We start from the raw sequence: 26,514 nt of genomic DNA, 5'->3' as shown, positions 1-26,514 counted from the left end.
AAGCTGTGTGGCCGCGGATGTCGCCGGCGCTCCGGCTGCTGGTGCCACGGGCGGTGAACCCCGTGCTGGAAGTGCTGGCGGGCAATACACGACCGGCAGGTAACTCTACCGGCTTTGGCCCAACATCCGCTTGCCGGTCCCCGGAACCTTGCCGGTGAGAGCACCCAGGACAGCGGATTGCCGGAGCAGCCCGGTAATGGTTCCGGCCCGGTCCACAACGGCGTATTCGGCGCCTTCGAGCTTGGCCAGGTACTGGATGAGTTCCTCCCCCTTGGACCACGAGGGAACATAGGCCCCCGCGCCCAGCGCGTAGGACACGGCCGTGAGAGGCGTGGAAGCGGCGGCGTCCGCGGGCACCGTGGCGACCGCACCGCCGTCGACCACGGCAACCGGGTGCCCGTCCGGACGGTAGAGCACGACGGCGGGAGGAGCCCCCGTGCCGGGGTCCGGGGCCAGCGCCAGCAGGTCGGCGACGGTGCCCCACTCCGGGAGGCCCACGGCCGGTTCGGCGAGTGCCCCGGCTTCCACGAGCGGAAGACGTCCCCGGAGCCGCGCCTGCTGGATGGACGCGGAGGCGCCCATCCAGAGGAAGCTGCCAACAAGTGCCGTGATAAGCATCAGCGAAATGTCGGGCCGGGTGCCCCTGAGCAATGGCAGCGCCACAAACCAGGCCACTAGGGCGATCACAATGATCCGGCCGCCCCAGCCGGCCGCCACAGTGCCCTTTTCCTGGCTGCCGGTCAACTTCCAGACGGCCGATTCGACCAGCCGGCCACCGTCCAGCGGCAGTCCGGGCAAAACGTTGAAGACGCCGATCAGGAGATTGGCCCAGACGAAGATGTTGGCCAGGATGCCCGCCACCCCGGTCAGGTCGGCTCCGGTCAGCAGAAGCCAGCCGGCGGCGGCGAGGACGAAGTTGGCGGCCGGCCCCGCCATTGCGACGAGGACGGACCGGCCGGGAGAGGCGGTGAAACTTTCGAACTGGGTGTGGCCGCCCCACAGGTTCAGGACAATCTTCTCGCTGGGCCAGCCGAACATTTTGGCGGTCAGCGCATGGGCGAGCTCATGAACCAGGACCGAAATCAACAGTAAAACCGCGTACGCAAACGCCACCAGGTACGCGGCGGCGCCGAGCCGGGGGTAGTCCCCCTGCAATACCGGGCCGTAGACGATCACCGTGAACGCGGCAATGATGAACCAGGAGTAGGCGAGGATCACCGGGACACCGCCGATGCGTCCCAGCGCGATTCCCTCCTTGCGGCCCTGTTTCTGCGGATCCCGGCGGCCGCGGGTGTCGGTGTCAGTCATGGGCCGGTTCCAACGCCGCGCTGCGGTCCGTCCCGAAGGTGGCGTCCGGGAATTCGTGGCGCAAGGCGACGAGTTCTTCGAGGTCGGACACGGTCCGCCCGGCCAAGGTCTCCCACACGGCGTGGCGGGGATTATGCGGTAAAGCCATGATGTGCGGAATGGCGACGGTCAGGACGCCGGAGGCGACGGCGGCGGCCACTCCGGGCCCGGAATCCTCCAAGGCGATGCAGTGCTGAAGGCCCAGTCCGGGGTCCTGCTCCTGGAGAAGTTCAACCGCCTTGAGGTAGGCCTCGGGATGCGGTTTGCCCTGCGCGACGGTGTCGCCCGTGATCAGGAATTCGAAGTAGGGCCTGGGCAGGCTTGCCACGATTTCGCGGGCCAGCGGAGCCTCGGACATGGTCACGAGGGCACAACGGATGCCCGCGGTGTGGAGTTCCTCCAGCAGTTCGCGCGCCCCCGGGCGCCAAGGCACGGCGGTGCGGACCTGGCTGATGACATGGGCTGTGAGGATGTCGATGATTTCCCGGCGTTCCAATGTCACGCCGGCGTCCTGAAGGATGCCCGCGGAGAACACCAGGGACTGGCCCACCAGCTGCATGGCCTTTTCGTGGGACCATTGCCCGCCGTGTGCGGCAACCAGGGCATGTTCGGCCTCGATCCAGTACGGCTCGGTGTCAACAATGGTGCCGTCCATGTCCCAGAGCGCGGCTTTGAGAAGGGGCTGGGGAACTGAGGATCGCATGCTTGCCAGTCTACGGTGCGGTCCTGTACGTCCCCGGGGAGTACGCCTTGGGCGAATATGGCCGCCGGACCGGCGATTCCCGGCGCTTCATTGCCTGCGGGGGCCGGGTGCTTGGACGTAGGGTGAGGAGATGAATAGCTTCGAGGGAGACCCCGTGGAAACGGGCGACGTGCCCGAGCCGGAACGGCTGCTGCAGCCCGTACCCGAGGGCCGGCGCATCACGGTGATGCTCGCGGCCTTCGAGGGCTGGAATGACGCCGGCGAGGCTGCGAGCGATGCCCTGCGCTACCTGAACAAGCTTTGGGGCGGCAAAAAGGTCGGTTCGGTTGACGCCGATGAGTACTATGACTTCCAGTTCACCCGGCCCACGATCCGCCGCACCGCCTCCGGAGAACGGAAAATCAAGTGGCCGTCAACCCGCATCTACCAGGCCAGTGCTCCTGGCTCCAATGTCGATGTCATCTTTGTCCAAGGCACGGAGCCGTCCTATAAGTGGCGGGCCTACACCGCGGAGCTGCTGGTTCATGCCGAGGCGCTCAACGTTGACTACGTGATCCTGGTGGGGGCGCTCCTGGCCGACGTGCCGCACAGCCGGCCTATTCCGGTGAGTACGTCCACGGACGATGCTGCCCTGCGGGAGCGGATGGACCTGGAGGCCTCACAGTACGAGGGTCCCGTCGGGATCGTCGGGGTCCTTGCCGAGGTGGCGCTGCTTGCCGGGCTGCCGACGGTCTCCCTCTGGGCTGCCGTGCCGCACTATGTGGCGCAGGCGCCCTCTCCCAAGGCGCAGCTGGCGCTGCTGCACCGGATCGAGGAACTGCTGCAGGTTCCCTTCGACACCCAGGACCTCGTGGAGGAGTCGGACGCCTGGGAACGCGGAGTTGACGAACTTGCCACCGAGGACCCCGAGATCGCGGCGTATGTGCGCCAGCTCGAGGAGGCGAAGGATACTGCCGACCTCCCGGAGGCCAGCGGCGAGTCCATCGCCCGGGAGTTTGAGCGTTATCTCAAGCGCCGCGGGAAAGACAAACCCTAGTCGGCAGCGCCCAGGGCAGCTGCCCTCCTGCGCTAGAGCTCGACGCCGAGGAGGGCGTTGACTGCATCCCCGGCCAGGGCGGCGTCCGCCGCAGACGGGGCGTGTCCGGCGTCGAGCGCCGACCTGGCCCAGCCGTCCATGGCGGCGACAGCGCCGGGCGCGTTAAGGTCATTCGACAATTCGGCCCGCAGGCGCGGGATCAGTCCTGCGGCTGACCCTTCCGGTGCCACCGCGACGGCGGCCCGCCAGGTACGGAGCCGTTCCTTGGCTTCGGCGAATCCGGCGCCCGTCCAGGACCAGTCGCTGCGGTAGTGGTGGGCGAGGATGGCGAGCCGGATCGCGGCCGGCTCCTCGCCGGCTGCGCGGAGCTTTGAGACCAGGACCAGGTTTCCCTTGGACTTGCTCATCTTCTCGCCGTCGAGGCCTACCATTCCGGCGTGTGCGTAGTGCTGGGCCAGCGGTACCCCGGTCAGGGAGTAGGCGTGCCCGGCGCCCATCTCGTGGTGCGGGAAAATCAGGTCCGAGCCGCCGCCCTGGACGGTGAACGGGGCCGGGAGATACTTCTGGGCGATGACCGTGCATTCGATGTGCCAGCCGGGCCGTCCCTCGCCCAGTTCGCCGCCGGGCCAGCTCGGTTCGCCCTCCCGGGCGACCCGCCAGAGCAGCGGGTCCAGGGCCTGCCGTTTGCCGGACCGGCCGGGGTCGCCGCCACGTTCCGCGAACAGTTCCAGCATTTCGGCATGGGAAAGCCCGGAGATGGACCCCAGACTCCAGGCGTCCGCGGCTTCGGTGGTGTGCTTGCCGGCGGCCTCGACGTCGTAGTAGACGTCCCCGTCGGGTTCGCCCGCGGTGGTTCCGGCGACGCGGTACGCCAGGCCGCGGCGGACGAGCGATTCAATGGCGGGGACGATCAGCGGGATTGCTTCGACGGCGCCCACATAGTGGTCCGGGGCCAGCACGTTGAGCGCTTCCATGTCGGTGTGGAAGAGTTCGATCTGGCCGGCGGCGAGGTCGCGCCAGTCCACGCCGGTGGCCGTGGCCCGCTCCAGCAGGGGGTCGTCGACGTCGGTGACGTTCTGGACGTAGGACACCTGCTGGCGGCCGTCCCGCCAGGCACGGTTGAGCAGGTCAAACGCGACGTAACTGGCCGCGTGGCCCATGTGGGTGGCGTCGTACGGGGTGATGCCGCAGACGTACATTGATTGTTCGCCCGCTGCCCCGAGGGTGACGACGCTGCCGGCGGCGGTGTCGAAGAGGCGGAGGGCAGCCATGCTGCCCGGGAGCTGGGGTACGGGGCGGGAGATCCAAGACTTCACAGCCCAAGCCTAGTGCTAGGCGCTGATGACGTTGAAACCGAGCAGCAGGTACAGGGCCATCCCCAAGAGAATCCGGTACCAGACGAACAGCCGGTAGCTGTGGGTGGAGACATACTTCAGGAACCAGCCGATGATGATGTACCCCACCACAAAGGCGATGGCGGTGGCGAGGGCCGTCTCCGGGAGGCTGTAAGGACCGGTGATGCCGTCCTTGGAGACCACCTTATAGAGCTGGTAAAGACCGCTGCCGAAGACCGCGGGGATGGCCAGCAGGAAGGAGTACCGGGCCGCGGCTTCGCGGGTGTAGCCCATCAGCAGTCCTGCGGTGATGGTGCCGCCGGACCGGGAGACGCCAGGGATCAGGGACATGGCCTGGGCCAGGCCGTACAGGATGCCGTGCTTGTAGGTCAGCTGCGTCAGGTCGCGTTCCTGGCGTCCCACGGCGTCGGCGACGGCGAGGATCATGCCAAAGACAATCAGCATGGTGGCGACGATCCAGAGGCTGCGGAGGACGGACTCGATCTGGTCCTGGAACAGCAGACCCAGCACGATGATGGGCAGGCTGCCCAGGATGACCAGCCAGCCCATGCGGGCGTCCGGGTCGTTCCGGGGGACTTTTCCGGCCAGGGAGCGGGCCCATGCCCTGACAATCCGCACGATGTCACGCCAGAAGTACACGATGACGGCGGTCTCGGTACCGAGTTGGGTGATGGCCGTGAACGCGGCGCCGGGGTCCGCTGCGGTGGGCAGGAACGAGCCGACGATCCGCAGATGGGCGCTCGAGGAGATGGGGAGGAATTCTGTCAGTCCCTGCACAAGGCCCAGAAAGGCCGCTTCAAACCAGTTCACGGTTATAGACCCTACGTCATGAAGGTTTCTGCAATCCCCGTAAGCTAACTGACATGCAGCAGCGATATGTCGGCAACAGCGGTTTGCGCGTGTCCTCTTTGTCTCTCGGCACCATGTCCTGGGCGCGGGAAACAGACGAGCAGGACGCCTCCACACTGCTCCGCACCTTCCTTGACGGCGGCGGGAGCCTCGTCGACACAGCAGCGTCCTACGCGGATGGCCAGGCCGAGGCGATGCTGGGCGGAATGCTCGGTGACGTGGTGGCCCGCTCGGAAGTGGTCATCTCCACGAAGGCCGGGCTGACGGCCTCGGATGGCCGGCGCAACGTCGATACCTCCCGCAACGGGATGCTCTCCGGTTTGGACGCGAGCCTTGCCCGGCTGGGCACCGACTATGTCGATGTGTGGTTCGCCCAGGCCTGGGACCCCAACGTGCCGCTGGAGGAGACTCTGTCCGCGCTGGAATTCGCCGTCCGCACGGGTCGCGCACGTTACGCGGGTGTCTCCAATTTCAACGGCTGGCAGACGGCTAAGGCCGCCGCGTTGGCTGGTTTTCCGCTGGTCGCCAACCAGTCGGAATATTCCCTGCTGCGCCGTTTCCCCGAGATCGAACTCGTTCCCGCCATCGAGGACGCCGGACTGGGCCTGATGGCGTGGGGCCCGCTGGGGCGCGGGGTGTTAAGCGGTAAGTACCGCGGGCACATCCCCGCGGATTCCCGCGCAGCCCAGGCAGGGTTGGCCGGGTACGTGGAGCGGTACTTGTCTGGTTCCGCGTCCAGCGTCGTGGAGGCCGTTGCGATGGCCGCGAAGGGACTGGGCCGAACCCCGGTGGACGTTGCCCTGAGTTGGCTGCTGGCCCAGCCGGGGGTGGCGACTGCGGTGGTTGGCCCCCGCACGCCCGTGCAACTCAAGGAAATTCTGGCTGCCACCCTGGCGCCGCTTCCGGCGCAAATTGCCCAAGCCCTTGAGGATGTTTCCGACCCCGACTAGCGGCGCTCCGGCCCGGCATGCCTGCTGGGACTAGTCCCGGAGGATTTCGAGGTCTTCCTCGTCGTCGACGTCCTCGTCGTCGTCCTCGTCTTCGATGATCCCCAGCCCGGTCACCTCGCCGTACGCCTCATAGAGTGCGTCCTCATAAACTTCGAAGGCCTCAGCCACCGTGAAAAACGCGGCCTCGACTGCCGGGTCTTCTTCTCCCCGGCGGGACGACACAGCCGCCAGGTGTTCTTCCAGGGCCGCCGTCAGCGTTTCAAGCGCGACACGCGGATCGATGCTCATGACTTCACGTTAGCCGCAAAAAGGAGAAAATGGAGAGCAATGAAAGAACATTTTCCCAGCAGTTCAGTCCGTCGGGAGCGGGACTACGCGCAGCAGTACGAGTACCTCGTACTGACCGTAAGCCCTGACGACTCCCTCCCTGAAGCGCGCCGCCGTCTGGTTGAACACTCCGAGTATGGCAAGTGGGAACTGCAGCGCAGTGTGCTGTACCTGGGCGGCGGCCGCCGCTTCTGGCTCCGCCGCCGGGTGACACAGGTCCAGCGGACTGTTTAGGACGTTTCCAGCGACCCCAGCCACGCGTTCGCCACGGTGTTGTGCGCCGATTCGTCGTCCGAGGGATGGAACATCCCTGCCAGCACATCGCGGTACAGCCGTTCAAGTTCTGAACCGCGGAAGTAGCTCGATCCCCCGGACACCCGGATAGCAAGGTCCACCACCGTGCGCGCCGTCTCAGTCGCACTGACCTTGAGTCCCACCAGCTTCGGGAACCACTGTCCGCCATGGGTGGCCAGAGCATCGACGTCCGCAGCCACACTGGAAAGGTGCGGGTACAGCGCGTCCATTGCCATGGCCGCATCGGCGACCTTCCACCGGGTGTCCGGGTCCTGGGCGTAGCTCTTCCCGCCGTTCTTGAAAGAGGTCCGCCGCTTGACCGCCTCCACCCCCAGGGTGAGGGCCCGTTCTCCGATGCCGGTGTAGACAGCCGCAAGAAGTGTCTCGAAGCACGCGAAGATGGCGAAAATCAGTGGATCCGCGTTCGGGCCCACAGGCAGTTTCCGGAAGATGCGCGCGGCCGGCACCACGGCACCGTTCAGGACGGTGGTGTGGGACTGGCTTGCCCGCATGCCGAGGGTGTCCCAGTCGGCGAGGATTTCGTAGCCGGGGGTGTCTCTGGTGATAAAACCATGGACCAGTTGCCCGCCCCCGTTTCCGGCTGAGGTGTCCTTGCCGAAGATCCCCAGCCGGGTCCAGGCCGGCGAGAGGCTGGTGAAGATTTTGCGGCCGGAGAAGGCGTAGCCGCCGTCAGGCTGCGGTACGGCCGCTGTGCGGGAATCGAACAAGACGGAGTCGTTCCCCGCCTCAGAGTTCCCGAACGCGAAAATTTCCCCCTGCCCAGCCTCGCGGAGGACAAAGCCGAGCGACGCGTCGCCCCGTGCCGCCAGGACATGGGCGACGCCGGTCCAGACCAGATGCATGTTGATGGCCAGGGCGGTCGCGGGAGCGGCCGTCGCGAGGCGGCGCTGAAGCTGCGCCGCGGCCGCGAGCCCGAGCCCCAGGCCGCCGTCGGACTCCGGAACGAAGATCTTCAGGTAGCCGGCTGCGGACAGCTCCGCCAGATCCTCATGGAAGAAGGTGTTGTCCCGGTCGTAGCCGGCCGCGCGGCCGCGGATCCGTTCCAGCAGGGCGTCGGGCAGGATGTCCTCAGGGCGCATGGATGCCGTGTCTCCGGACTCAGTAGTTGGTGAGCAGGGTATCGAGCACCCGTGCGCCGAATTTCAGCGACTCGGTGGGAACCCGCTCGTCCACACCGTGGAACATCCCGGTGAAGTCCAGTTCATCGGGCAATTGCAGCGGCGCGAAGCCGTAACCGGTGATGCCGAGCCGGCTCAAGGACTTGTTGTCCGTGCCGCCGGAGAGGGTGTAGGGCAGTACCTTGGCGCCCGGGTCCTGGGAATGCAGCGCGTCGATCATGGAGTCCACGAGGTTGCCGGCGAAGGGAACCTCCAAGGACACGTCGTTGTGAACGTAGCTCACATCCACGCCCTTGCCGGCGAGTTCGCGGACGGTTTCCAGGACCTGCTGTTCCTGGCCGGGAAGGGTGCGGCAGTCGATCAGGGCCTCGGCCGATTCGGGGATGACGTTGTGCTTGTAGCCGCCCTTGAGCAGGGTGGGATTGGTGGTGTTCTGCAGCGTAGCCCCGACGAAGCGAGCCACGGTCCCCAGCTCTTTCAGGATCTTGTCCGGATCATCGGGATCAAATTCCACGCCGGTGAGTTCCGTCACGCCGTCAAGGAACTGCCGGGTGGTGGGCGTCAACTCCACCGGCCAGCGGTATTCGCCGATCCGTGAGACGGCACTGGCGAGCCTGGTGACGGCATTGTCTGTGTTGATCTGTGAGCCGTGCCCTGCCCGGCCGTGGGCGACGAGCCGGAGCCAGGAGAGGCCTTTCTCGGCGGTCTGGAGCAGATAGGTGCGCTGGCCGCCGATGGTGGCGGAGAAGCCGCCCACTTCGGAGATAGCCTCGGTGGCACCGTCGAACAGTTCGGGCCGCTTTTCGATGGCATACCGGGCCCCGTAGGTGCCGCCGGCTTCCTCGTCGGCGAAGAAGGCGAAAATCAGGTCCCGCTTGGGCTTGCGCCCGGTGCGGGCGAAGTTCCGCAGAACGGCGAGGATCATGGCGTCCATGTCCTTCATGTCCACGGCGCCGCGGCCCCAGATCATGCCGTCCTTGAGTTCCGCGCCGAAGGGATCCACCGACCACTGATCGCGCAGCGCCGGAACCACATCCAGATGCCCGTGGACCACCAGGGCGCTGGCGGATGGGTCCTCGCCGGCAAGCCTGGTCACCACACTGGCGCGGCCCGGGGCGGACTCGAAGATTTCTGCGTCCAGTCCGACTTCCGTCATCAGTCCCGCGGTGTACTCGGCGGCTGCCCGCTCCCCCGGGCCGGAGCCGTCCCCATAGTTGGAGGTGTCGATCCGGATGAGTTCCTGGCAGATCCTGACGACCTCGTCCTCGGGCCTGATTTCAGTCATGTCTCGCTCCTCGTGGCATCGGGTCGGTTGCTCGCTTCAGCCTACCCACATGTCCCGCCGGGCCCCGATTATTTGTTTCCGGAAACTTCATGCTAGAGTCTTTCTCGCTGCTTCGGAGAAAACCGAAACGCTGAAAGGCGAAAAGGTTCACCGAATACCACCTGCGCGGGTGGCGGAATGGCAGACGCGCTAGCTTGAGGTGCTAGTCCTCGAAAGGGGGTGGGGGTTCAAGTCCCCCTCCGCGCACAAAGAAAAAACCCCTGGAATCCAAGGATTCCGGGGGTTTTTTCCTGTCCCCGCCCACGCGAGCTCCCGTATCACCCACGCGGACGCTGGACTCCGAAGAGAGCGCCACGTTGCTTCGCACTGTCCTCAAGGCGCACGGCAACGACATCGACTCAGCACTGGAGAGCGTCAAGGCTCACTACCGGGGCGTCTACACAGTGTCCCGCATGATCAAGAACCACATCTCGCTGCTTACGGTCGGAGGATATACGATCCGACGCTACCGAGGGATGCCGGGCTGCCCCATTGCTGACGCAATGGTCACGCGACCAGCCCGTTGCCCTTCAGCGTCCGTACGATGGCCTCGTTGATCATCTGCTCCTTGTCGGCCCGGCTGTCCAAGGAGACGGACGCCACGGGCCCCCTGCCCGTTAGGTTGAACGCCTGATGAGAGAACGGGGACAGCGTCCGGCATACGGTTTGCTGTCAGCGAGGCATAGGCCGCCGTGTCAGCTTCTTTCATGGGCCCCTCTTTGCGGAGTGCCTCGTAATACGGCAGCGAGCCTTCACCGTGGATAAACGATAACGTCCCGCGCCGGGTCTCGTCCTTCATCAATTCGTGGATTGATGTTGTGTCAGCACATGGGTCCATGGTGGGAAGTTAAGCAGCCCTCGTCGTCGACCGGTGCCAGGTGCCGGCTGCAGGCTCAGGCGCTGCGCTTCTCCCGTGAAAGACCGATACCCATGACGATGAGAACCGGGGCGGCCAGGATCAGTGAGGACAGGAACAGGGCGGCACCAAAATAGGACACGGCGAGTCCGATGAGGCCCAGCAGGAGGGCGAACCCTGCGAAGCTCAGGGAAGTTATCGGCGCGCCCGGGCCTCGGCCTCTCTGGTTGGCCAGCAGGATGATGCCGGCCGTGAGGTTGCCCAGAGCTGCGACCAGGACGAGGAACGCCATGAACGCCGTGCTGCTGCCGTTGCTGAATCCTGCGATGGACGGCATCAACAGCCAGACACCGAGCACGATCCCGACGATGCCGGAAGCTACCCGGTGGCCGGAGGACTTGGGCTTCGGTGGACCCATCTTCCACGGCGCCGGGGGCGCGTACTGCTGCGGCGGGTACGGCACGTACTGGGGCTGCGCGTACTGCTGTTGGCCGTAGGGTGCCGGCGGCGCCTGGACGCCAGGCTGAGGCGGCCCGTAGGGAGGCGCATTGCCGGCGGTGGGGCCGAAGGGTGCAGGCGACGCGTAGCCCTCGGGTTGCGGCGCAGACGGGATCGGCGGAATGTTCTCGGTCAATGGTCCCCCATAGGTAGTGGTTTCGGTGTCAGATTACAGGTGCTGAACCGCCCGACGGCGCAGGCTGCCCGGCTGAAGTGGTGTGGACATCTGGTGTGCTCGGAGTGACGCTCCGACCCTTTCGCCTCGATGACGTCCGCACGTGGTAAACCGCGTCATGTCCTTGTCCGGGGTCCACGACACCTGCGCGCTCATCTGGCCCACCATCCAGTCAGTCATTTTTGTGGGATTGAAGGCAATTGCGGCAGTCGGTGTCGAAGGCAGCATCGGCCGGCTCCGGTGCTGCGGGCGTTACTGCTGGGCCACCGGGAAGCGGCGGTCCGGGCGGACCAGACGGGTGCGCTCCATGCCGAATTTAGTGGAGAACGTCACGGCCAGCATGCCGTTCCCGGCGGGCTGATCTCGGTGACGACGAAGACCGCGCGGACCGGGCTGTGGGACCACCAGCGGACGTCGACGGCTTCCAGGACTCTATTGATGGCCAGCTGGTCGGCCCGGACGGTGCGCAGGGCTGGCTCGACGGCGCTCTCCGGAAATATACATGCACTCGCCGCCCGGCCTGGTTGCGGCCTATCGCAGAGCCGGTCGGCGCTTGGCTGTTGGGCAAGGAGATCGAGATGCGCATCGAGGCGTTCACCCGTTTGTGCGGGACCCGGAGCTCGTCGAGGAATTCCGGGCTCTCGCGGCGCGCTGAGGGGCCGGTCCCGGGTCCGCACGCATGACATGGGACGGCTGACCGGCTGCCGGAAGCCTTCGTCATTCGTGCAGGGCGGCGTTACGCTGATGCCATGAAGGCCAAGTCTTCGGCATTGCTGTTGGTGCTCCCGACGTTGGTGCTCACTGCGTCCGGTTGCACTCCGGACCCAATCGTCTGCCCCGCCGTGGGCTTCGTCAACCTTGGCCCGGTCGAGCTCGACCTCTCAGCCCTGCCCGCCGGCACGTCCGTCTCCGCCTGCTTCGGCGTCAACGACCGCTGTGACCCGGTACCGGTGACCCACGACGGTTCCGGCCGGTGGTTTGTTCCGCAAGCCCGGCCGTACGCCCAACCCGACAACGCACCAACCCCACTCCCCCGGATCCGCGTCGTCGCCGCCAAACCGGACCAGTCCATCAGCGACCGGCTGTATGCGATCGGACGCACGCCGCCGCGCGATGGCTGCGACAACACCTACGACCTCCTCCCCGTCAGAGTCACCTGACCCGAACTGCACGGTCCGGCCGGCACCGCTTTATACGCCGATGAGTGCTTCTTCCTTCTGATTCCCGGGCCTGCGGCCAGGTCCCGGTTGAGGGTTAAGGGGTGGCCTGCGGCCCCAGACTCGCGCCCGCCCGGAGACAGCAGCCGGCGGCGCGGGCAGCGTGTTCACCGCCCTTGGAAGACCCCGGCCCGTCCTCCGCACTTAATGGACTTAGCCGCTCAGCGAACCCTGACCCTCGCGGGCCATCCCCTCAAAAATTATCGCTGTTGGCGACGCTGTCATCAGATCCCCCATTACCTCGGGCTTTTCCCACACCTGACTGCGGAGGCGTGCCAGGAAGGCGCTCGCAGCGTCTTTGGAATCATAGTCAAGGTGCACGACCACACTGTTGTGATCGTCTACATCCCGGAGCAGGCGGACAGACCGGGCCCCGGAGGCGGCACGGCCAGCGGGATCAACGTCGAATACTTTCCTAAACTTCTCGTAGTCCCGGACCGGATAGCTGATCTGCAGGGTGAACATCGTCGCCCCTCTCCTTCGGCCTGTGTCAGGACCACGATAGGGCCATCACTCACCGTCCCGGTAGGGCCGGGCGGGCCCGGCACGATGCCGGGATGCACGGGAGCCGGCGCCGTCCGGGAAACAGGAAGATGCAGGCGCCCTGCGTCCGGGTTAGCCCTGCCTCGGCCTGGTCAGCGGAGGATGGATGTGCCTGGCACTGGCGGTGAACAAGGCAGCCGGCGCCCCTGGAGCGGATCTGGACTTCCGGCCGGAGTCTTCGAGTTGAGGGAGCATCTTGCGGGTGAAATTGCCGGCGGACATGGTGGTGTTCCAGACCGCGTCGTAGACGGCGCGCAGTGCGGTCATGGTGAACTCCTGCGGCACCAGCCGGGCAGCGATGGTGGTGTATTCCATTTTTCCCGCCAGTCGGTCCAGCCCGTCGCGGAGGATGATCGCGTGATCGAACGCCAGCGGTTGCTTGAGGACTTCATGCACGGGGTGCCATTCGGCGGCCACGGCATCGGTACCGGCCATCATCGCCGGCAATTGTTGGCCGTCGGTTGCCAGCAGGGCCAAGTGTGCGACGGAAACGACCCGCATGCGCGGATCCCGGTCCGGGGCGCTGTAGGTGGCCAGCTGCTCCAGGTGCACCGGCAGTCGCCGGAGTTCGAGACCCGTTTCTTCGGCCAGCTCCCGGTGGGCCGCCTGTTCCGCGGATTCGTGCGGACCGACGAACCCTCCGGGCAGCGCCAGGGTGCCCTTGAACGGGTGCCCTCCGCGGTGTACCAGCGCCGTGTGCAGTTTCCCGCCAGCGACGGCTAGCACCACCAGGTCCGCTGTCAGGGCGATCGCGGGGTAGTCGCCGGGCTGGTAGGTGCTGAGGAATTGCTTCTCGCTGCTCGCATCGCGGCTCATGCGCTTGCTCCTTCAACGAGGGTACGGCGGGACCAGGGCGGGGAGGTGAAGCTGCTGCGCTGGGCCAGCACAAGGTCAGTTATCTGGATGGCCGTCCTGGCGCGGGTGCTTTTGTCTCCGGTCAGCAGGATCCAGGAATGGCCTTCTTCGGTGAGCGTCTCTTTGAACCACTCTGTCATGTCGGCACGACGGTGCTCGCCTTCCCTCCAGCCGTCGTCTTCGAAGGGCACCCCGACGTGGTCGGTGATCAGGTAGAGATCCCGGGGAGGGAGGTGGTCTGCAGCGTTGTAGGAGCCAAAGCTGCCTTCCCCGAGGTAATACCGCTCCCACAGCGTGGTGGCCAGGGCATCGGTATCGGCGATGACCAGGGGGCTGGCGTCCGCGGCGTTGTTCTCAAGTTCGTTTTGCCGGGCTCCGATGCGGGCGAAGTCCTCGGACGTCCAGACCATGTCAGCCAGCACGGCCCCGGGCTTCCCTTCGCGGAGGGCCTTAAATTTGTCGTAAGTGTACTGCCGGCCGTATTCAGGGACGCCGGCAAGCCGCGGGAATTGTTGCCGGTAGTGCTCCATGAGCTGGCCGGTGAGGGTGGTGGTGCCGGTTGATTCCGCGCCGACGACGATGATGCGGGTCGCCAGTTTCTGGCGGGCGGGGGCGATGATGCAGGGCCACGCGGATCCGGGGTCTTCGCGGCACAAGGTTCCGCTGATCGGGTACGTGGCCCGGGACAGGTCAACCAGGACGTGCTCGGCGTCGAAGGCCTTGGCCAGCTGGCCACCATAGTCCTCGGAGGTGAAGACAGCATCGATACCGGTGACCCCGCGGCTCTTGAGGGCCAGACGCATCACTTCGGTCTGGGCCTTCCAGATCTCGGCAGAGGAGTAGTCCTCCGGGCAGTCGTTGCGCATTCCCACGATCTGCACCCCCTTGGCGCCGGCGAACTCCTCCTGGAGCCACATGGTGCGGTCAGCGACCGTGACGGATTCAAAGCGGTTACCCAGGACCAGGACGGAGAGGTGTTCGGACTGTCCGGCTGCGGTTCGGATCAAATGGGTATGACCGGCGTGGGGCGGGTAAAACTTTCCGATGACCATGGCGTTCTTGAACATCTCAGGCACCTGCCGTAACGGCTGCGTTGGAGGAGTTCCCGGGCGTGACGCTTGCCGTCGCTACCGTCCGGCGGGTGCGCTTCCAGTCGAAGAGCCCGTAGACGCAAAGAGCAAGAAAGCCGGCGTACAGGATTGCGGTCAACGTCAGGTCCTTGGTGAGGTACAGCGGAATGGAGACGAGGTCGACGACGATCCAGACGTACCAGTGCTGGAGGATCTTCTTGGCCTGCCCGTAAGTGGCGACAAGGGATGCGGCCAGGACAAAGGCGTCTGGCCAGGGGACGGTGGAGTTGGTTTCAGCGGCCAGGACGGCGCCTACGACGCCGGTGGCGGCCAGGGCGGCTATGACCCCCCAGCTGGCTTCCGCGCGGCTGGCGCCCCGGATCCGCAGGTCGTCTCTGCCCGCAGTGTCCTTGTTGCCGCGGGCCCAGTTGAACCAGCCATACGCGCCGACGACGCCGAAAACCACCTGCAGCGCCGTGTCACCGTACAGACCGGCGCCCAGGAACAGGATGAGGAATGCCAGGTTGTTCAGAATACCGACGGGCCAGTTCCACACTTTCTGCCGTGCCACCCCGAAGACGCATGCGGCGCCGGTGAGAAAGCCGATGAGTTCGATCCAGCTCACGGGGTTGCCGAGGAGGTTGGGAATCGCTGCGGAGTTCATCCAGTTCAACAGGGCATTCATGATCTTCCCTTCATTATTATCAATCTGATAATAACAAGGTAGCAGGGTTATTCTCATTTTGATAACAACGGGCGATCGAACCCGGCCTGCATGCCGGCCGATGGGTGGCCGTGAGGCAATAGCAACTGCCTGGTCTTGTTCTTTCGACCATCTTGTCCTGGACGCCTTCGAACGCGTCAAATTCAGTCCGTGGCCTGTCCGCCTGAATCAGGAGACTCCGCCTGCGCGGGCTCTGTTCAGCGCCGCCTCCAGGAGCTCGATATCGATCCGTGCATGCGTCAGGCCGATCGATCCGGCTTCGGCCGCGCGCTGCAGGCAGATGGCGTCGACGAGCCGTTCATGATCAGCCAGGGCGCGCAGCTCCATCTCGCGCATCCCCTCGGGAAAGCCCCAGAGATGGGCGGGGGCGGCAAGCCCGATCTGGGCCTCGAGCTCCAGAAGGATCCGTGGCAAGGTCACATTGTGGGCCGCTTCGGCAATCGCCATATGCAGCCGCTCATCGGCCTTCTGCGAGGCGCTGCCCGAGTCTGCCGCCCGGTAGGCTTCCAGCCGCTCCCGGAGGACAGCAGCATCAGCATCCGTCCGGTTCTCTGCCGCTGCCCGGGCGATCGTCCCGTGTAAATGGACCATGGCCTCACAGGTGTCGCGCAAGGATTCCCAGCGCGTCGAAAGCGTCCTGTGCACCGATGCGCTGGACGCCGTCGTCCACTGTTCCCGGACGAACGAGCCGCCCGCGCGGCCGCGCTGGGTGGAAAGCAGGCCCTGGTCAACCAGCCGGCCGAGGGCCGCCCGCACCGTCATCCGGCCCACCTGCAGGGACTTCGCCAGGTCCCGTTCCGAGGGCAGGCGCGCACCCGGCAGATACTCCCCCACGGCGATTGCCGTGATTAGCCGGTCGGTGATTTCATCCGCCCGGGACATGGCGGCCAACGGCACGCCCAGCGCCCCTTCCGGACCGTCGTCTTTGCTCTTGCCCATGGAACCAACCTATCGAAATTTATTAAAGGTCTTGGAATCAGACCATTTATGGGCGAAGATGATCCTCACCGCCGACTGAAGGATCCCGTGTGACCACACTCACTACCCACAGAATTCCATTCCGCGATTGGGAGACGTGGGCCGCGCTGTTTGACCCGGACGTCCCCGTGCCCGGCGCGCTCCCCCTCATCGTGCTTCACGGGGGCCCGGGCATGGCCCACAACTATTTGAAGAACCTGGCGGAGCTGACGGATACCGGCCGCACGGTCATCCTCTATGACCAGCTGGGTTGCGGAAACAGTACACATCTGCCGGAGGCTCCCGCCGACTTTTGGGTTCCCCGGTTGTTTGTTGAAGAGTTCCATAATCTTCTCGCCCACTTCCGGATCGGTGACTTCCACATCCTGGGACAGTCCTGGGGCGGGATGCTGGGCGCGGAAATTGCGGTGCGCCGGCCACCCGGGCTGGCGAGTCTTTCCATCTGCAACTCACCTGCCTCAATGGAGCTGTGGGCAGAGGCCGCAACTGAACTCCGGGGCCAATTGCCCCGGGAGACCCAGGATGCGCTGGTGCGCCATGAGCACGCCGGCACGGTAACGGACCCGGAGTATGTTGCCGCGACCCTGGCCTTCTACGAGCGCCACGTCTGCCGTCTCACGCCTTTTCCCCGTGACCTGGATGAGAGCGAAGCCCAGATGGAGGCCGAACCCACGGTGTACCACACGATGAACGGCCCTAACGAGTTCCATGTAATCGGGACGCTGCGCAACTGGACCATCATCGACCAACTGCACCGGGTCACGGCCCCGACCCTGGTAGTCGCCGGCGAATACGACGAGGCGACCCCCGCGACCTGGGCACCCTTCGCCGCCAATATTCCCGGTGCCGCCAGTCATGTCTTTCCCGGGGCCAGCCACTGCTCACACCTGGAACAGCCCGAGGCGTTCCGGGCCGTCATCGCCAACCATCTGGCCCGCCACGACCACCCCTAGCACCACAACAACCAACCCCTCGCAGAAAGATCCCGATGGCAAATTCCACCAGCTCCCCCGAGCTCAGCCCCCAACAGCAACTCGAGGCCTTCGGCTACAAACAGGAGCTGAAACGTTCTGTTTCCACCACGGATCTGCTCGTCTACGGGCTCGTTTTCATGGTGCCTATCGCGCCCTGGGCGATCTTCGGCGTCGTGTACAACGCGGCGGGAGGCATGGTCCCGCTCGTTTACCTCATCGGCCTTGTGGCCATGATCTTCACTGCCTTGGCATACCAGCAGATGGCAAGGTCCATTCCGCTCGCAGGCTCGGTGTTCTCCTACGTAGGCCGGGGGATCCATCCCACGGCCGGGTTCTTCGCCGGCTGGGCAATCCTGCTGGACTACCTCCTCGTCCCGACTTTGCTGTATGTGTTCGCGGCTGAATCGATGGTGGGGATCTTCCCCGAGTCGCCGCGCTGGTTGTGGGCGCTGATTTTCGTGGCGGTCAACACCGCCATCAATCTGCTCGGAATCAGCTCGATCAAGCGAATGAACCGGATCTTCCTCGCGATTGAACTGATCTTTGTGGTGATCTTCGTCATCATCGCCATCAACGCCCTGACAACGCACACCGTGCCGGGCGCTGAACTGACGATGAACCCGATCTGGGACGCAAGCAAAGTAACAGGACCCCTGATCGCCTCGGCGCTCTCGATCGCAGTGTTGAGCTTCCTCGGATTTGACGGCATTTCCACCATGTCAGAGGAAGCGACCGGCGGCCGTAATGCCGCTGGCCGGGCCATGATCCTGGCCCTCTTCCTCGTTGCTTTCCTGTTCATCGTGCAGACCTGGCTCGCGAGTGCACTGGCAGCAGGACGGGCCTCGTTCAATGACGATGAGGTAGGCAATGCGTTCTTCACCATCGTTGAGGCCGCCTCAAGCACGGGCTGGATGACAGCCTTTTTCGTCGTGAATGTGCTTGCGATCGGTGTTGCAAACGCCATGGCCGCGCAGGCCGCCACCTCCCGGCTCCTGTACTCAATGAGCCGGGACCGCCAGTTGCCGAAGTTCCTGTCCCGGATCGACACCCGCCAGGTGCCCCGGAATGCCATCATCCTGGTCTCGGCCGTTTCCGCGGTGCTCGTCCTGTTCTTTGTGGGACAAATCGACGTCATTTCCGCTCTCGTGAACTTCGGGGCACTCTTCGGGTTCATGCTCCTGCACCTCTCGGTAATCGTTCACTATGTGGTGCGGAAAAAATCGACAAACTACCTGTTGCATCTTGTGGTGCCCATCCTCGGCTTCCTGATCATTGGCTATGTCCTGCTCAATGCAGCGCCGGAGGCGAAAATCGGAGGCGCAATCTGGCTTGTCGTCGGCGCCGCGGTCTTCGCCTACTACAAGTTCACCGGCCGGACGACGAACCTGACGGATGACGGCAGCAGCAACCCGGAGCCGGCACTCAGCGGAACGGAGTCCCAGCTGTGACTACCGCCGACTACTTCCTCAACAAATCGCACGGGAAATTCTCCTTCTCCTCGGGCGAGGAACCTGCGCTGAAAATCACTCCCGGAACCGGGGAGCGAATCGCCTTCGAAACAAGCGACGCTGTTTACTCGGAACTCCACGAACACCACGACCTTGACCAGCTCAGCGTTGGTATCAACCCGGTTACCGGGCCGGTCTTCGTGGAAGGAGCGGAGCCAGGCGACGCTTTGATCGTCACCATTCACGAGATCCTCCTGAAAGATGTTGGCTGGTCGGTCAGCCTGCCGGGGACCGGAGCCCTGAGCCATGTGATGGGCACGGAGATGTTCACCCGTCGGATCCCCATCGACGCAGCCGGCGTGCACGTCACCGACAGGCACACCTTCGACGCCAAGCCCATGATCGGCTGCATTGGCACGGCCCCGGCCGGGGGCGGAAACTCCACGGTCATGCCAAGTTTCGCCGGCGGCGGCAACATGGACCTCACCGGGTGCCGGCCGGGCTCAAAGGTTTACCTTCCCGTCATGGTGAACGGCGCCTATCTCTCCATCGGCGACATCCACGCCCTGATGGCGGAAGGGGAGTCTTCTTTTGTGGCCATCGAAGCCGAGGGAACCGCCATCATCAGCGTCGAACTGGCAAAAGCGATGACTCTGCGCGCCCCGCGAATCGAGACTGAAGAGGAATGGATATTCGTCGGCCTGGGCGACCCCGTCCAGGAAAGCATCACCCGCGGTTACGAGGACATGTTTGATTTCCTCGTCACGGACCACGGCTGGCAACGCGGCGACGCGTACGCCGTGCTCAGTGCAGTCGGGCACTCACGGCTCGGCGGTCCCACCGGCTCGGCGGTCCCGGACCCGCTCCATCCGTTCACACCCATCGGGGCAGTCACGGTCCACCACCTGCCCAAGAGCGTGCTGGAGCCGTAGTTTTCATCAGAACCGCCCAACAGGCTGAGCCTGCCGATGATCTTCGTCGGCAGGCTCAGGCTGTCCTTCACCACAATTCGTACTCTCAGCCGGAACGCCCGCCGGAAACCCGGGTCCGGCCGGCGGGCTGCAGGTCAGCCGCCGCCCGTGCCCGGCTCCGGCCAGAGTTCCGCGGCGGGGTGCCGGTTCAGTTCATCGAGGGGATTCCCAACACTCTTCCCGTCAGGTGGGCGCCAGTGCGCCCAGCCAACCCAAGTCAGGTCAGCTAAGTCAGGTCAGCAAAGTCAGGTCAGCAAGGTCGGGCCTGCAAGGTCAGCTGCGTGCGGGGGTGCCGGTTAGGGCCGGCCGGCACCGCTGCCCTCGCTGCCCGGACGCAGCGCGGACCGGATGGTGCCCACCAGGGAACGGAAACTGCTATCGGTCGGCAGGGCGTCCAACAGGACCGGCCCCCGGGGTCCGGCCAGCGGTACCCGCCAGTTGGGATATTGTGTGCTGGTTCCGGGCTGGTTCTGCGTGCGGGTTTCGCCCACCGCGTCGACGAGGGCGACGCCGAGCAGGGACGAGGGCGCCAGCGCAGTGAATGCATACAAGGCCTCGACCGTGCCCTGCACATCCACGTGGCCCGGCTCAGGCAGCAGCCCACGGTCGCGCACCAGGCGCAGCACTGCCTCCTGCTCGGCGGCGGCTTCGGCCCGTTCTTCCGCCACGGGCCGCTGCAGCAGGCCCAACGATTCGCGGAGGGTGACGTGCTCGCCGGCCAGGTACCCGGCAGTCGGGGGCAGGTCATGGGTATTGACGCTCGTCAGGCACTGCTGCCGGTACTGTTCCGGCGGAATCGGGCCGTCGGCGTCGTGCTCGAACCACAGGATCGAGGTGCCGAAAATCCCGCGTTCGGCCAGGTAGTCCCTGACCCACGGCTCGAATACGCCCAGGTCCTCGCCAATGACGATCGCGCCGGCCCGCTGTGCTTCCAGAGCCAGGATGCCGATCAGTGCCTCGTGGTCGTAATAGACGTACGTGCCGTGCTGCGGCCCGGCGCCGGCCGGAATCCACCACAGCCGGAACAACCCCAGGATGTGGTCCACCCGGATGCCGCCCGCGTGGCGCAGTACGGTCCTGAGCATGTCCCGGTAGGCGGCGTACCCCGATTCCGCGAGCCGCCCCGGATGCCAGGGCGGCTGGGTCCAGTCCTGTCCCTGCTGGTTGAACATGTCCGGCGGCGCCCCGACGGTGACGTCCCTGGCGAGCACTCCTGCCAGCGACCAGTCGTCCGAGCCGCCCCGCTTTACCCCCACCGCCAGATCGTGGATGACGCCGATCTCCATGCCCGCCTGGCGGGCCGTACGCTGGGCGTCCTCCAGCTGGGCGTCGCAGAGCCACTGCAGCCAGCGGTGGAACTCAATCCGGCCGGCCAGCAGCGTCCGTTGCTCCTTGCAGTAGGGGGTGTCGGGGCCGGAGGCTTCCGCAGCCCATTGCCGGGCGCCCGGGGGCAGCTTCTCGGCGAGTGCGCACCAGAGCGCGTAGTCGTCGAGTCCCTGGCCCTGGCCGGTGCAGAAGTCCGCAAACTGGAGGTCACGGGCCGGGCCCCGCGGCACAGCGAACACCAGCTCGAGCGCTGCCAGTTTCGCGCCGAAACTTCCGTTCCGGTCCAACAGGCCGGTGCTGTGGTTCGCTGCGTGCTGGACGTGGGCCAGCCGTGCCACCTCAGCCCGGCCCCTCGAGTCGAGATAACCGTACTCAGGGATTTCCTCGACCCGGAGGTAGAGGGGGTTAACGAACCGCCGGGTGGTCGGCAGGTACGGCGAATCCTCGACCGGTGGCCGGGGTTCGGCGGCGTGCAGGGGGTTGACCAGCAGGAACCCTGCGCCCTCCTGCCCCGTCAAGGCGGCGAGGTCCGCAAGATCCGTGAAGTCGCCAATGCCCCACGAACGGGAGGACCGCACGGAATAAAGCTGCGCGGTCAGCCCCCAGTTCCGCCGGCCGGCGAGCGCCCGGGTGGTACCGAGGCTTTGCGGGGTGACAATGAGCGGGCACTGCGCCACCGTTCCCTCGTTATCCGCCAGCAGCGTGTGCCAGCCGAGCGGAACCACGTCAGGGACCGCGAAGGTGGCCCGGCCGGTGAGGACGCCGTCCAGGTCCACCGGAGCCTCCCAATTCTCCCGCTGGCTGAGTTCGTAGCTGCCGCCGTCCTCTGCAGTGATCCAGACCCGCACGGCGCTGCCGTGCGGTACATGGACGTTGACTAACAGCTCCTGCCCTTCGCGGGCGACAGCGACCGGCGGCAGCAGCCGCCGCCACGGCGCCAGCCTGGCCTCAGCCAGCGAGCGCTCCATCTCATCCGCGTCACCCGCGGGGATGCCCAGCGCGGCGAGAACGCTGCGGAGCGTATGATCTGCGACTGAACGTTCGACGCCGTCCCAGCCCCAATAGGAAATTCCCACCCCGTGGGCCTGCGCGAGTTTCCTCAGCAGTGCCGTTGCATCAGGACCATTGCTGTCGTGCATACCCTCAACCATGGGGCCACTCTAGACGCTGCTGCCGGCTCCCGGCAGTTTTAGGAGCGGCTCCCCCGTCCACGCTAGCCTTGCAGCCTATGATCGACGTCGAACGGTTCCGGGTTCTCCTCCAGGAGGAGCGCCGCCGGAAACTGACCCTCCTGCCCGCCCTCAGCCGGGACATCACCGCGGTGAATGCCGCCCGGCAGGACTCTAACGTCGATGACGAACACGATCCCGAGGGCACGACCATCGCGTTTGAGTTGTCCCAGGCCTCGGCCCTGCTGGAGCAAAGCCGGCAGGGCCTCATCCAGATCGAGGCAGCTTTGGAACGGATCGACGCCGGCACGTATGGCATCTGTGCCGTGTGCGGTGAGCAGATTGCACACGGCCGGCTTGAAGCCAGGCCGTGGACGCCCTTCTGCATCCGGCACAGTTCCGGTCCTGCCGGCCCCAGCGGAACGAAACCGGGGACCACCTCATGACCGACGCCGTCGGAACCTGGTGGAGCCGCATTGTCGCCGGGTTCACCCACTCCCCCGTCCCGCACGTCACCGGCACCGAACTTGCGCTGGTGGTCCTGCTCGCCGTCGTCCTCTCGCTGCCGCGCGCCACCTGGCGGTACTTCGGGCTCCTGGCAACCGTGACCCATGAACTCGGCCACGCCTTCGCGGCCCTGATGACAGGACAGCGCCTCGGCGGCATCCGGTTGAGCCTGGATCATTCCGGCACCACCACCACGTACAGCCGGCGCCCCCTCGCAGCCATCTGGTCCACGTTCTGGGGCTACCCGGTGCCGGCCGTCGTGGGCGCGGCCATGGTGTGGAGCGGCTTCAACGGCTGGGGTCCGGCGGCGATGTCCCTGGGAACACTCATCCTGCTGGCCTCGTTGCTGTTCATCCGTAACGCCGTGGGTTTGCTCATTACCGCCGCCGCGGTACTGGCCGCCGCGATGCTCGTGCTCTTCGTCCCGCCGGAGTTCAACGGCCACGTCACGATCGTGCTTGGCCTGGCGCTGCTGGTCGCCGCTGTCCGCGACCTCGGCAAGCTGATCAAGGTGCACCTGCGGCACCGGGACCGGCTGGCCACCTCGGATGCGCACCTGCTTTCCCGGGCCAGCGGCATCCCCGCTATGGTGTGGATCATGCTGTTCGCCGCCGTCGTCGGCGCTGCCTGCTGGTTTGCCTGGCAGCCGATGGGGCAGGCGTTCGCGTCCCTGCCGGGGGCATCGTTGCGCGGAGCCGGCGGCTCCCCGGCATAGGGTGGGCTCATGAGCGCAGAACAGACCCGGAACCCGGGATTCAGCACAAAGGGTGCCTATGTCACCGGCGGCGAGGAGTTCAGCCGCGACACCAACTACATCGAAGACCGGATCACCCGCGACGGCGCAGCCGGAGCCAATGGCGAGCCGGGCTGGCCGGTGGAACCGGGCCGTTATCGGCTGATTGCCGCACGCGCCTGCCCGTGGGCCAACCGGACCGTCATCGTGCGGCGGCTCCTGGGACTGGAGGATGCCATTTCCCTCGGCCAGCCCGGCCCCACCCACGATGCCCGCTCCTGGACGTTTGACCTGGACCCGGGGGGCAAGGACCCGGTGCTGGGCATGGAACGGATCCAGGAAGCGTACTTCCGCCGCTTTCCGGACTACCCCCGCGGTATCACGGTCCCAGCCATGGTGGAGGTCTCCACCGGCAAGGTGGTGACCAACGACTTCCCCCAAATTACGCTGGACTTCTCCACCGAGTGGACGGAGTTCCACCGGAGCGGCGCCCCGGACCTGTACCCGGCAGCCCTGCGCGAGGAAATCGACGCCGTCAACAAGCGCGTGTTCACCGAGGTCAACAACGGTGTCTACCGCTGCGGCTTCGCCGGCTCGCAAAAAGCCTACGACGCCGCCTATGACCGGCTCTGGACCGCCCTGGACTGGCTTGAGGAGCTGCTCACCGGGCAGCGCTATCTGGTGGGCGAGACCATCACCGAGGCAGACGTGCGGCTGTTCACCACGCTTGCCCGGTTCGACGCCGTCTATCACGGCCATTTCAAGTGCAACCGGCAAAAACTTAGCGAGATGCCCGCGCTGTGGGCATACGCCCGGGACCTGTTTCAAACCCCCGGGTTCGGGGATACGACGGATTTCGTGCAGATCAAGCAGCACTATTACATCGTCCACGAGGACATCAACCCCACCGGCATCGTGCCGAAGGGGCCGGAGCTGGGCGGCTGGCTCTCAGCCCACGGTCGCGAAGCGCTCGGCGGGCGGCCCTTCGGTAACGGCACAGCCCCCGGGCCCGTGCGGCCCGGGGAGGAAATCGCCGCCGGACACGGCGCCAGCTGAGGTCAGGATGCGCAGGCCGGTCTGCCCGGCCCGAGGAAAGCTGGCGCCAGGGTGGGGCAATGGAGCTTCCTCCCGCGCCACACGCCGCGGCGGCGGCCCCGGGGCTGTCCGTCGGAACGGCCGCCCCGGAGTTTGCCGGACCTGGACGCCACCGTGGCATCGTATTGGCCCGAGTTCGGGGTTCACGGCAAGGAACGGCTCACCGTCCGGCAAGCCCTCTCCCACCAGGCCGGGGTGCCCGGCCTCGCAGGCGGGCTTGCGCTGGAGGAGTTCCCGACGCCGGAAGCAGCCCGCCGCCTGGCCGCCGCCGCCCCGCTGTGGCGGCCGGGAAGCGCCTTCGGCTACCATGCGTTGACGATGGGAATCCTGATGGAGGAGCTCTGCCGCCGGGTCGCCGGGCGCAGCCTGCAGGAACTCTACGACGCGCGACTCCGCCGGCCCAGCGCCGGCGGGATCGGCTCCGCGGACGGACTTGCACGGGCCTACGCCGCCGCCACTACCGGGGTCGACGGTCTGCCGGCTGTTCGGGTTCCCGCCACCATCGCAATGATGGCGGAGGAGCAGGTGTGGGGCCTGGACCGCTGCTCCGGAAAGGACGACGCTTTCGCCGTGGTCTTCATGAAGCCGCAGCCGGGCCGGGACTTCGGCAGCTACCTTGCGTTCGGCCATGAAGGCGCCAACGCTGCCCTGGGCTACGCCGACCCCGGCTATGGGATCGGCTTCGGCTACGTGCCCCGGCGAAGCGAGGAAGGACGCACCGAGGGGAGAGCCCAACGGCTATCCGCGGCGGTACGTAAGGCCTGCGCAGCCTCCGGCTGAGTGCACCTCTGCCGTCCCCGGCGATTCGTCCACTTGTAGCAGCAACACCGCGGCCCTAGGGTGAACCGAATGGCTACTACAGACGAGGCACCGCAGACGACCCGCCCCGCACTGCTTCGGCGGCTCTGGCGGATCGTGGCGGGCAACGTCTCCGCAGTGCTGCTCTGGCCCCGGCTGCAGCTGGCCATCAAGGCGGGCTTGGCCGCGGGCATTGCGTTCGCGATTGCACCGTTGATGCCGGGCTCCGCGGCTGCCTACCCCTACTACGCACCGCTGGGCGCACTGGTGGCCATGTACGAGAACGTCGCCGGTTCCATGCGCCAGGGCGTGCAGGCCCTCGGCGGGCTGGCAATCGGGATCGGGCTGGCCTTCGTCCTGTTCGTCCTGGGCAGTCCCTCACCACTGACCGTCGGGATCGTCATGGCCTTCGGCGTTGTCCTTGCCGGCCTCCCAAAAATTGGCGCAGGCCGGGACTGGATTCCGACGGCGGCGCTCCTGGTTCTGCTGGTGGGCGGCCACAACCCGGACCAGTTCTCCTTCGGCTATCTCCTTCAAATGGGCGCCGGCGTCACGGTGGGTATTGCGGTGAACCTTGTGGTGTTCCCGCCGCTGCACTTCCGCGCCGCCGAGCTGAGCATCGCTGAGTTGCGACTGGCGCTCGCCCAGCAGCTCCGGGACATGGCCAAGGCGCTCAAGGAATCCTGGCCGCCGGAACACGAGAACTGGTCCAGCCGGTCTGACGGGCTCGCGGCGTCCGCCCGCACTGTGCGCCTGGCGGTGGAAAAGGCCGACGCCAGCCGGCGGGCCAATCCGCGCCGCCGGCTCCATCCGCGCGACATTGAGCAGGACTACCGCAACCTGCGGGATCTGGAGCAGATCACCTTTCACGTTCAGGATGTGACCCAGGTGCTCTCTGACGTCATTTGGGCCAAAGACACGCCGTTTGTGATCCCGGAGGACTATGCGGAGCCGCTCGCGAACGCCATGACGATGGTGGGTGACGTGCTGCGTGCCGCCGAGGAGGAAGAACCGCAACGGCAGGCCGAACTTGTCGAAGTTGCCGACGCCGCGGTGAAGGATTTCATCGCCCGGGTCGCGGCCGAGGACCTGTCCGAGGGTGCCCCGAGCGCCGTCGAATCGGTTTTGCTGACGCTGCACCGGATGCTGCGCGCCGCGAAGTCGGCAGGCCACCCACCGGACGCCTCGTCCGCCGGCACCACCTAGGCTCAGGACCGCGCGGGGCCGGCGCCGCGGCAGCCCGCCTGGCACAG

At 66.0% G+C, this 26,514-nt stretch carries 26 protein-coding genes and 1 tRNA gene; 13 read left to right on the top strand and 14 right to left on the bottom strand.

The annotated features are described in order from the left end of the window. Positions 1–105: 105 nt before the first annotated feature. Positions 106–1,308 carry a site-2 protease family protein gene (locus tag VUN84_09505; GenBank protein ID XAS62583.1) on the bottom strand — a complete coding sequence of 401 codons (1,203 nt, stop codon included), beginning with the start codon at positions 1,306–1,308 and terminating at the stop codon, positions 106–108. After that, complete coding sequence (locus tag VUN84_09500) at positions 1,301–2,050, bottom strand: HAD family hydrolase (GenBank protein ID XAS62582.1); 750 nt, start codon at positions 2,048–2,050, stop codon at positions 1,301–1,303. The genes VUN84_09505 and VUN84_09500 overlap by 8 nt, the downstream gene beginning before the upstream one ends. Positions 2,051–2,180: 130 nt before the next feature. On the opposite strand from VUN84_09500, the gene VUN84_09495 reads away from it, so the two are divergent. After that, the gene (locus VUN84_09495) at positions 2,181–3,086 is read left to right on the top strand and encodes a PAC2 family protein (protein XAS62581.1); all 906 of its coding nucleotides are present in this window, start codon (positions 2,181–2,183) and stop codon (positions 3,084–3,086) included. 32 nt (positions 3,087–3,118) lie between these two features. On the opposite strand, the gene mshC is transcribed toward VUN84_09495, so the two are convergent. Both mshC and VUN84_09485 read right to left on the bottom strand, forming a co-directional pair. Further along, positions 3,119–4,402 carry a cysteine--1-D-myo-inosityl 2-amino-2-deoxy-alpha-D-glucopyranoside ligase gene (gene mshC / locus VUN84_09490; protein ID XAS62580.1) on the bottom strand — a complete coding sequence of 428 codons (1,284 nt, stop codon included), beginning with the start codon at positions 4,400–4,402 and terminating at the stop codon, positions 3,119–3,121. Between the two features lie 15 nt (positions 4,403–4,417). After that, positions 4,418–5,251 (bottom strand): undecaprenyl-diphosphate phosphatase, encoded by an 834-nt coding sequence (locus VUN84_09485; GenBank protein XAS62579.1) that lies wholly within the window; start codon positions 5,249–5,251, stop codon positions 4,418–4,420. A gap of 53 nt (positions 5,252–5,304) precedes the next feature. On the opposite strand from VUN84_09485, the gene VUN84_09480 reads away from it, so the two are divergent. Continuing rightward, positions 5,305–6,240 (top strand): aldo/keto reductase, encoded by a 936-nt coding sequence (locus VUN84_09480; protein ID XAS62578.1) that lies wholly within the window; start codon positions 5,305–5,307, stop codon positions 6,238–6,240. A 30-nt stretch (positions 6,241–6,270) separates the two neighbouring features. On the opposite strand, the gene VUN84_09475 is transcribed toward VUN84_09480, so the two are convergent. Further along, positions 6,271–6,528, bottom strand: a complete 258-nt coding sequence (locus VUN84_09475; protein XAS62577.1) for a hypothetical protein — start codon at positions 6,526–6,528, stop codon at positions 6,271–6,273. Between the two features lie 39 nt (positions 6,529–6,567). Here VUN84_09475 and VUN84_09470 point away from each other — a divergent pair, with 39 nt between their 5' ends. After that, the gene (locus VUN84_09470) at positions 6,568–6,801 is read left to right on the top strand and encodes a DUF5703 family protein (GenBank protein ID XAS62576.1); all 234 of its coding nucleotides are present in this window, start codon (positions 6,568–6,570) and stop codon (positions 6,799–6,801) included. Here the strand turns inward: VUN84_09470 and VUN84_09465 are convergent. After that, positions 6,798–7,961, bottom strand: coding sequence for an acyl-CoA dehydrogenase family protein (locus VUN84_09465; protein ID XAS62575.1), 1,164 nt, complete (start codon positions 7,959–7,961; stop codon positions 6,798–6,800). The two genes, VUN84_09470 and VUN84_09465, sit on opposite strands and share 4 nt — an antisense overlap. A gap of 19 nt (positions 7,962–7,980) precedes the next feature. Further along, positions 7,981–9,285: a M20/M25/M40 family metallo-hydrolase gene (locus tag VUN84_09460; protein ID XAS62574.1), complete on the bottom strand. Its 1,305-nt coding sequence runs from the start codon at positions 9,283–9,285 to the stop codon at positions 7,981–7,983. Between the two features lie 163 nt (positions 9,286–9,448). On the opposite strand from VUN84_09460, the gene VUN84_09455 reads away from it, so the two are divergent. Continuing rightward, a tRNA-Leu gene (locus tag VUN84_09455) sits at positions 9,449–9,531 on the top strand. A 686-nt stretch (positions 9,532–10,217) separates the two neighbouring features. On the opposite strand, the gene VUN84_09450 is transcribed toward VUN84_09455, so the two are convergent. Continuing rightward, complete coding sequence (locus VUN84_09450; GenBank protein ID XAS62573.1) at positions 10,218–10,814, bottom strand: hypothetical protein; 597 nt, start codon at positions 10,812–10,814, stop codon at positions 10,218–10,220. Positions 10,815–11,602: 788 nt separating this feature from the next. Here VUN84_09450 and VUN84_09445 point away from each other — a divergent pair. Further along, positions 11,603–12,013, top strand: coding sequence for a hypothetical protein (locus tag VUN84_09445; GenBank protein XAS62572.1), 411 nt, complete (start codon positions 11,603–11,605; stop codon positions 12,011–12,013). A 210-nt stretch (positions 12,014–12,223) separates the two neighbouring features. On the opposite strand, the gene VUN84_09440 is transcribed toward VUN84_09445, so the two are convergent. The 5 genes from VUN84_09440 to VUN84_09420 form a co-directional block, all read right to left on the bottom strand. After that, entirely contained in the window at positions 12,224–12,535 is a 312-nt protein-coding gene (locus VUN84_09440; GenBank protein XAS62571.1) for a hypothetical protein, read from the bottom strand. 150 nt (positions 12,536–12,685) lie between these two features. Next, a complete protein-coding gene (locus tag VUN84_09435; protein XAS62570.1) occupies positions 12,686–13,429 on the bottom strand; it encodes an NUDIX domain-containing protein in 744 nt (247 codons plus the stop codon). Next, a complete protein-coding gene (locus VUN84_09430; GenBank protein XAS62569.1) occupies positions 13,426–14,535 on the bottom strand; it encodes an AAA family ATPase in 1,110 nt (369 codons plus the stop codon). The genes VUN84_09435 and VUN84_09430 overlap by 4 nt, the downstream gene beginning before the upstream one ends. 1 nt (position 14,536) lies before the next feature. Next, positions 14,537–15,223: a nicotinamide riboside transporter PnuC gene (gene pnuC / locus VUN84_09425; GenBank protein XAS62568.1), complete on the bottom strand. Its 687-nt coding sequence runs from the start codon at positions 15,221–15,223 to the stop codon at positions 14,537–14,539. Between the two features lie 207 nt (positions 15,224–15,430). Next, positions 15,431–16,201 carry a GntR family transcriptional regulator gene (locus tag VUN84_09420; GenBank protein ID XAS62567.1) on the bottom strand — a complete coding sequence of 257 codons (771 nt, stop codon included), beginning with the start codon at positions 16,199–16,201 and terminating at the stop codon, positions 15,431–15,433. Positions 16,202–16,290: 89 nt separating this feature from the next. Between VUN84_09420 and VUN84_09415 the strand changes: the two genes are divergently transcribed. The 3 genes from VUN84_09415 to VUN84_09405 are packed head-to-tail and all read left to right on the top strand — an operon-like array spanning position 16,291 to position 19,594. Further along, positions 16,291–17,193 (top strand): proline iminopeptidase-family hydrolase, encoded by a 903-nt coding sequence (locus tag VUN84_09415; protein XAS62566.1) that lies wholly within the window; start codon positions 16,291–16,293, stop codon positions 17,191–17,193. A 35-nt stretch (positions 17,194–17,228) separates the two neighbouring features. After that, positions 17,229–18,662: an APC family permease gene (locus VUN84_09410; GenBank protein ID XAS62565.1), complete on the top strand. Its 1,434-nt coding sequence runs from the start codon at positions 17,229–17,231 to the stop codon at positions 18,660–18,662. Next, positions 18,659–19,594: an acetamidase/formamidase family protein gene (locus VUN84_09405; protein ID XAS62564.1), complete on the top strand. Its 936-nt coding sequence runs from the start codon at positions 18,659–18,661 to the stop codon at positions 19,592–19,594. Before VUN84_09410 ends, VUN84_09405 begins: the two co-directional genes overlap by 4 nt. Before the next feature lie 335 nt (positions 19,595–19,929). Here VUN84_09405 and malQ read toward each other — a convergent pair whose 3' ends face one another. After that, a complete protein-coding gene (gene malQ / locus VUN84_09400; protein XAS62563.1) occupies positions 19,930–22,110 on the bottom strand; it encodes a 4-alpha-glucanotransferase in 2,181 nt (726 codons plus the stop codon). Between the two features lie 77 nt (positions 22,111–22,187). On the opposite strand from malQ, the gene VUN84_09395 reads away from it, so the two are divergent. The 5 genes from VUN84_09395 (at position 22,188) to VUN84_09375 (ending at position 26,467) form a co-directional block, all read left to right on the top strand. Then, positions 22,188–22,574: a TraR/DksA C4-type zinc finger protein gene (locus VUN84_09395; GenBank protein ID XAS62562.1), complete on the top strand. Its 387-nt coding sequence runs from the start codon at positions 22,188–22,190 to the stop codon at positions 22,572–22,574. Then, positions 22,571–23,350 (top strand): M50 family metallopeptidase, encoded by a 780-nt coding sequence (locus VUN84_09390; GenBank protein XAS62561.1) that lies wholly within the window; start codon positions 22,571–22,573, stop codon positions 23,348–23,350. Before VUN84_09395 ends, VUN84_09390 begins: the two co-directional genes overlap by 4 nt. Before the next feature lie 9 nt (positions 23,351–23,359). Beyond that, entirely contained in the window at positions 23,360–24,424 is a 1,065-nt protein-coding gene (locus tag VUN84_09385) for a glutathione S-transferase family protein (protein XAS62560.1), read from the top strand. Positions 24,425–24,577: 153 nt separating this feature from the next. After that, the gene (locus VUN84_09380) at positions 24,578–25,243 is read left to right on the top strand and encodes a serine hydrolase domain-containing protein (protein XAS62559.1); all 666 of its coding nucleotides are present in this window, start codon (positions 24,578–24,580) and stop codon (positions 25,241–25,243) included. A 69-nt stretch (positions 25,244–25,312) separates the two neighbouring features. Further along, on the top strand, positions 25,313–26,467 hold the full coding sequence (locus tag VUN84_09375; GenBank protein ID XAS62558.1) for an aromatic acid exporter family protein: 1,155 nt from the start codon (positions 25,313–25,315) through the stop codon (positions 26,465–26,467). Positions 26,468–26,514: the final 47 nt, after the last annotated feature.

The organism is Micrococcaceae bacterium Sec5.8, from assembly GCA_039636775.1.
GTDB lineage: Bacteria > Actinomycetota > Actinomycetes > Actinomycetales > Micrococcaceae > Arthrobacter.
Note: the sequence above shows the minus strand (reverse complement) of the source record. Positions and strands in the feature narration are given on the sequence as shown.